The organism is Proteiniclasticum sp., assembly GCF_032054185.1.
Classification (GTDB): Bacteria; Bacillota; Clostridia; order Clostridiales; family Clostridiaceae; genus Proteiniclasticum.
Window position 1 is genome coordinate 23,704 of record NZ_DAMBTF010000030.1, and the last position, 6,884, is coordinate 30,587.

Consider the following 6,884-nt stretch of genomic DNA (forward strand, 5'->3'; position numbering starts at 1 on the left):
ATTGAAAACTTATGGTTTATATATTCATATTCCTTTCTGTGCACAGAAATGCTTTTACTGCGACTTTGCATCCTATTCCGGAAAGGAAAAATATGTAGAGCCTTATCTGAAAACGCTGGATAAAGAAATCCGATTGAAGACAAAAGATAAAGTATTTGATACAGTATTTATCGGTGGAGGAACGCCCTCCTTTCTGTCCGCAGAAGAATTAGGCGTTCTTTCAGATTCTCTGAAAGGCCTTAAACTGACACAAGAGTATGAATTCACCATGGAATGCAATCCGGGAAATCTGACAGAAGAGAAGGCGCGTGTGATCAAAAGCATGGGCATAAATCGTCTTTCTATTGGACTCCAGTCTTCTAATGATCATATCCTCATGGATATCGGAAGGATTCATACATTCAACGAATTCAGAAAGAATTATCTTATGCTAAGAGGTATGGGTTTTGACAACATCAATGTGGATATCATCTATGGTCTGCCCAATGAAAATGTCACCATCTTAAAGAAAACACTTGATGATGTACTGGATCTCAAACCGGATCATATCTCGTGCTATTCTCTGATCATAGAAGAATTTACACCGTTTTATTATAAGCATAAGAAGAACGAGCTGAATCTTCCAGACGAGGAAACTGAGCGAGTAATGAACGCCTTGGTCATCAGTACACTCCAGGAAGGCGGGTATGAGCGATATGAGATCTCTAACTACGCTCTGCAAGGAAAGAAGTGCCAGCATAACATCCGGTACTGGGAAGGACGTGATTATGCTGGGTGCGGAACTTCCGCACATGAGTATCTGAATGGAGAACGTCAGGAAAATGTCCGTACCGTTGAAGGATATATCCGCAGAATGGAAGAAGAAGGCTCTGCCTCCGTCCGCGAACATCAGAATTCATTTGAGGAAGATGTTGAGGAATTTGTGTTCATGGGCATGAGGCTGCTCAAAGGTATCGAGAAGAAAAGATTTATTGAGCGTTTCCATGTCACTATGGAAAGTCTCTATGAAGAAGTGATCCAAAAGCATATTGAAGATGGACTGCTCGTCGATACAGATGAGTATCTGAGATTCACCGATAAGGGTGTAGAGTTTTCCAATCATGTATTAAGTGATTTCCTGCTAAGTACCTGATCACAAATAAATCCCGTAGCGAAATGATGAAAATCATAAGCTACGGGATTATTTATTCTGCGTGCTGGGACCTGGTGAAGACAAGAACTCTGTCTTTGGACAGGGTCTCATTAAATGAGTATCCGCTGTAATTGAAGCCTTTAAGTTCTTCCACTTCTGTTACATTGTTTACAGCCATATATCTTGCCATCTCACCACGTGCAGTTTTTGCATAATAGGCAACGATAGGGTATCTGCTGTTCTTTTTTTCTCTGAATTCTATATCATACACGTCCAGATCGATATCTTTCTGACGGATGACTTTGCTGTATTCTTTTGAGGCAAGGTTGATAAGGATATTATCCTTAGCTTCTTTTTCCAGATATTCTTTGACTTTACTGCCCCAGAAAGCATATAGATCCTTGCCGCGCTCGTTTTTATGCCCTGTGCCCATTTCAAGACGGTAAGGTCTGATTTTATCAAGCGGTCTGAGTATGCCATAAAGACCGGAGAGAATCCTCAGATGACTGTTCAGATAGGAAATATCACCTTCTTTAAGTGTATCGGCATCAATTCCCCTGAATACATCACCTCTGAAAAGGTATAAGGCGGGATAGGCTTTTGCCTTACCAAAATTCTGGAATCTTTCATAGTTTAGTGTCGCAAGGTCTTTGCTGATATGCATGAGTTTTTCCAGATCCTGGATATTGTACTTTTTCATGTCGTCAGCAAGAATTTTCGTGTCTTCGGTAAATTTTGGCTTAGTTGTTTTTATGGTGACATTTTCTTCCTTCATGGTTTTAGAAGGTGAGACAATTGCAATCATGAGTACCTCCAAAAGTGATTTCTATAATTAGATTGTATCATATTTAATTATGGAAATTTTGAAAATCAAAATTTCAGGTGGTTTTATTACGGTTTGGGATGAGATATAATTTATACAAGAAGATTTCAGGGGGAAGAATGATGGATCAGAATTTACAGAAAATCTATGAGGAGAAAATCAGTACACTGATAAGGAATCTGGACAGGAACAATATGAAAGGCACCTATCTGAAGACTAAGGAAGAGCTTCTTTCCTATCTTGATATGACCGTTACAGATGGAAGCAAGGTTTCCGTGGGCGGGTCTCAGACACTTTTTGAACTTGATCTCATTGATTATATCCGAAATCGGAATGTGGAATTCTTTGACCGATATGAGGAAGGGCTGACTGCAGAGGGGAAGAAAGAAGTGTTCAGAAGGAGCTTTTCTGCTGATTACTACTTCACTTCGTCCAATGCAGTAACCCTGGATGGGTACCTGTATAATGTGGATCATTTCGGAAATCGTGTTGCCGCTTTACTATATGGTCCAGATAAAGTGTTCGTCATTGTGGGGATTAATAAAATCGTCACCAGTTTAGACGATGCGATCAGTAGAGTGAAATCAACTGCTGCACCTGCAAACAATGTCAGACTGAATAGGGACACACCCTGCGTGAGGAAAGGAGACTGTATGGACTGCCGATCTTCAGATCGGATCTGCAGTGAATATACGCTCATCAAAAGACAGGGAGTCAAGGATAGGATAGAGGTAATCATACTGCCATTCTCATTGGGATATTAAAACGAAAACTGGAGCACCTTTCTGATTCATCATCAGAAAGAGTGCTCCAGTTTTTTCTTGCTGTTATGGATACTAGATCAGATAGTTAAGGAGAATCGTGGCAAAACCAAGGAAGAAGAAGAAACCTAAAACATCGGTCATGGTTGTGACCAATACTCCTGAAGCCAGTGCAGGATCAATGTTGATCTTCTTGAGAATATTCGGTACAAAGAAACCGGAAAGTGCAGCAACAACCATATTAAGAAACATGGCAACTCCGATAACGAGACCGAAAATCCAGCTGCCTTCCCAAAGACCGCCAAGAAGTGCTACAACACTGCCAAGAGCAGCTCCATGAATAACCCCTACCAGAAATTCCTTTTTCAGGATGTCCTTCTTATTTTCATAGGAAATCTCTCCAAGAGCAATACCTCTTATCATAAGTGTCATCGTCTGTGTACCGGCATTGCCACCCATACCGGTTACAAGGGGCATGAATACTGCAAGGGACACAACCTTTGCAATAGTGGCATCAAAGAGGCTGACTGTCGCAGAAGCAAGGACTGCGGTAAGAAGATTCACAAGAAGCCAGGGTAATCTGCTTCTGATGGAATCCGCCACACTGCCGTCTATTTCCTCTTCTTCATCAAGCCCTGCAAGACGGTACATATCTTCGGTATGTTCATCAGAGAGAACTTCCATTATGTCATCCACAGTGATGATACCGAGCATGATATGTTCTTCATTCACTACAGGCATAGCCATATAGCCATACTTCTGGAAAATATTGGATACTTCCTCCTGATCCATGTTAACAGGGATTGTAGCAATATGCTCGATCATGACATCCTTTAGAACGACATCAGGATGAGAAGTAAGAATCGCCCGGATCGGAACAATTCCTTTCAGCACATCAGAATCATCAAGTACATATATATAGTAAGGGGTTTCCGCATTAGGGGAGATCGCTCTCAAAAAAATCAGGGTGTCATCAATAGTCATATATTCCTTCACAGAAATGAACTCGGTGGCCATAATACCACCTGCTGTTTCAGGATTGAAGGAGAGAAGTTCGCGCATTTCTTCCCTATGCTCTTCTTCCATAGCGTCAAGAATATTCTGCTGCTTATCTTCATCAATGGTGCCAAGCATATCTGCAAGTTCATCAGAAGACATGTATGATATGATTTCCTGTTTCTGATTCTGAGAAAAAATCGATAAAAGATTATACTTTTCATCAATCTCAGACTCATCTATGACCATAGCGATATATTCGTCAGGAAGCTTCTGAAGCAGGTCAAAAGGGTTTCCGTCGTAATCCTGAAGCGCTTCAAGAAAGTCGAGAGGATGAAGTTCGTCGATGTTTTCAAGTATCTCATCAATTGATGCATGTAGAATATATTCGATCAGCTGTTTTTCTTTATCCATTTTGACACCTGCCTGTACTATGTTAATCAATAACTAATTATACCTATAAATTAGGGTTCTGAGATAGTTCTGGTTCATATAAAAACCCGTCATAGCAATATTATCCTATGACGGGAATTTCGTTTTATGATATTGGAAAGGTCTGTCTAATTGTTGCCGCCGCCATTGCCGTTACCATTACCGTTGTTTCCAGGTGGTGTGACAGGTGGTATAACAGGTGGTATAACAGGTAAAGTAGGCTGAGCAGGCAATTCTGGAATCGGATCAATTACTGGAGGAGTATAAGTGTGAACATCACATACTTCTTTTGGGGTTGTTCCAGTTACGAACAGGTCCGTTGCTACGGTTCCTGCAATATAACACTGTTCATTAGGTATTCCTCCGGATTCCATACAGAATGAAGCTGTAGTGATGCCTGATGGCTTGGAAATGTCTTTCACTTCATGTCCTTCATGGAGATACTGCATGATCTTACCATATGCTGTCTGTGTGATGTAGGAGTTTACTCTAGCATTTGAACCAGGTTTCAGAATCGGACTTGGTTTGTCTGAACCGATCCAGATGGAAGCTGAGTAGTAAGGGGAGAGCCCTGCAAACCAGAGATCCGTTGCGAGGTTCTCTGTATTTGTCGTTGCAGTACCTGTCTTACCTGCGATAGGCATCGCAGTCAGTCTGGTTCTTGGCACATTGTTCTTTACGATGTCCTTCATGACATCATAGAGAAGATAAGCGTTCTGAGCGGAAATAACCTGTTCTGATTTCGGTATATTCTCCAGAATCAGATTTCCTGAGCTGTCCGTTACTTTAGTGTACAGTACGTTTTCAGTAACGATACCGCTGTTTCCGAATGCACCGTAAGCACCTGCCAGTATCAGCGGATTACCGCCATCTTCATTCATCTGGAAGTTTGAACCGATTGCAAAGGTTGCTGTTCCTTTACCTAATGCAGTCAGATCATCGGTAACCTTTATACCGAACTTTTTCGCGAAGCTGCTTGATATGTTCAGTCTGTCAGCGCCTAGCGCATAATATGTCCTTGCAGAAACGGTATTGTAGGAGTTGACAATTGCTTTTCTGATTGAAGTATAGCCGGTATATTTGAAATTTACGTTATTCGGCCAGTCATCTCTATCACCTGCAACGGCCTTATGCATTTCAGCATCCGCACGCTTATTGATCTGTTTATCCACAGCAGAAGTACCTAAGGTGATAGCTCCTGTCTCCAATGCAGGTCCATAAATCGTAAGTGGCTTAGTCGTTGAACCGACAGGTCTCAGATAGCGGAGAGCGAAGGTAGGGGAATAGAAAGCACGGTTTGGAGTTGAAGGTATTTCAGTACTTCGACCACCGATGAGCACTTTGACCTGACCTGTTCGGTAATCCACAGCTGCAAATGCGGCTTCCGCTTCTTTTCTATCTTCTTTGACGACTGTTTGGCCTTTTCCTCGGTCAAACACTTCATATTTATCCATGTATTCAGCATTGATATTCAGAAAATCTGCTAGGGTTGCCTGAGCAAATTCCTGAGCATCTCTATCCATAGTAGAATGAATGATGAGACCGCCATAGGAAAGCAGCTCGGATACTTCCTCGTCTGTATATCCCTTCTGTTCTTTCAGGTCCTGTGTGACCTGATCGATTACGGGTCGTGTGAAATATTCATAATTGTATTTATCAGATACAATACTTGTCTGCTTAAAGTCAAGGCCTCTTTCGAGCTTATTCATAGTACTGGAATGCTCTTCAGCAGTGATCTGCTGAGCGGCAAGCTTGGCGTCTAGTTCAGCAACCATCTGCTCTTTTTCCTCATCAGTCTTGAGTGCAAGATTTAGTTCATCCACATACTTTTTGTGATCTTCTTTACTGATTTTTTCGTTGTCGAGCATGGCATTTAATACGAGTTTCGTTCTGGTGATGTACTTTTCAGGATCAGCCAGTGAGCTTTCTGAAAAGGCATAGAACCTTGTAGGGCTCTGGGTGGTGCCGGCAATGTATGCCGCTTCTACAACACTGAGATCCTTAGCGGACTTATTGAAGTACTGTCTTGCGGCAGCTTCGACTCCATTAGCACGACCACCGAGGAAAATGCTGTTCAGATAGGTTTCCAGTATCTGATCTTTGGTCAGACTCTTTTCGGCATGCAAGGCCATAAATATTTCTTTGATCTTACGTTCGTATTTCTGTTCTCTCGATAAGAAAGTGTTCTTGATCATCTGCTGAGTTAAGGTTGAACCACCTTGCATGTCACGGTTTCCGGTAATCTGACCGACTACATCACGCACAGTGACACCGATGGTTCTTCTATAATCTACACCTTTATGCTTGTAGAATCTTTCATCTTCTATAGAAATGAATGCATCTTTGATGTTATCGCCCATCTCTGAGAGAGCAAGAGGGAAACGCACTTCATCCGTATGAATAAGATCCATCTGGTTACCTTCGTTATCCATGATGATACTGGGTTCGTTAAGGGAAAGGAAACGGCTGGTGCTGACTTCAGGTGCCTCTTCTGCAATCTCCAGCACGATCTTAGCCACATAAAATCCACCGACCATAGTTGAGACTATTATTGCAATCATTAAGAACTTCATAAATTTAGCGAAAACAGTGAAAGAACTGGTTCTACCATTCTTTCTTACATTGGGTTTGTTTACCATCTTTTTACCTCCGTAAAAAATTTACTCTATGTATTATAACATAAAAGGAGTCGTTGCAAAACTAGGTAACCTGGTTTTATAACGGCTCCTTTCTGTTGTCC

At 41.7% G+C, this 6,884-nt stretch carries 5 protein-coding genes; 2 read left to right on the forward strand and 3 right to left on the reverse strand.

Translation table 11 applies throughout. The features are described from left to right. The first annotated feature begins 1 nt into the window (after position 1). Positions 2–1,132 (forward strand): radical SAM family heme chaperone HemW, encoded by a 1,131-nt coding sequence (hemW, locus tag RTX25_RS13000; RefSeq protein ID WP_312654342.1) that lies wholly within the window; start codon positions 2–4, stop codon positions 1,130–1,132. A gap of 52 nt (positions 1,133–1,184) precedes the next feature. On the opposite strand, the gene yaaA is transcribed toward hemW, so the two are convergent. Continuing rightward, a complete protein-coding gene (yaaA, locus tag RTX25_RS13005; protein WP_312654343.1) occupies positions 1,185–1,937 on the reverse strand; it encodes a peroxide stress protein YaaA in 753 nt (250 codons plus the stop codon). Between the two features lie 140 nt (positions 1,938–2,077). On the opposite strand from yaaA, the gene RTX25_RS13010 reads away from it, so the two are divergent. Then, the gene (locus RTX25_RS13010; RefSeq protein WP_312654344.1) at positions 2,078–2,719 is read left to right on the forward strand and encodes a lactate utilization protein; all 642 of its coding nucleotides are present in this window, start codon (positions 2,078–2,080) and stop codon (positions 2,717–2,719) included. A 72-nt stretch (positions 2,720–2,791) separates the two neighbouring features. Here the strand turns inward: RTX25_RS13010 and mgtE are convergent, their stop codons facing one another. Both mgtE and RTX25_RS13020 read right to left on the reverse strand, forming a co-directional pair. Continuing rightward, entirely contained in the window at positions 2,792–4,126 is a 1,335-nt protein-coding gene (gene mgtE / locus RTX25_RS13015; RefSeq protein WP_312654345.1) for a magnesium transporter, read from the reverse strand. A 146-nt stretch (positions 4,127–4,272) separates the two neighbouring features. Continuing rightward, positions 4,273–6,705, reverse strand: a complete 2,433-nt coding sequence (locus RTX25_RS13020; protein ID WP_312654346.1) for a transglycosylase domain-containing protein — start codon at positions 6,703–6,705, stop codon at positions 4,273–4,275. Positions 6,706–6,884: the final 179 nt, after the last annotated feature.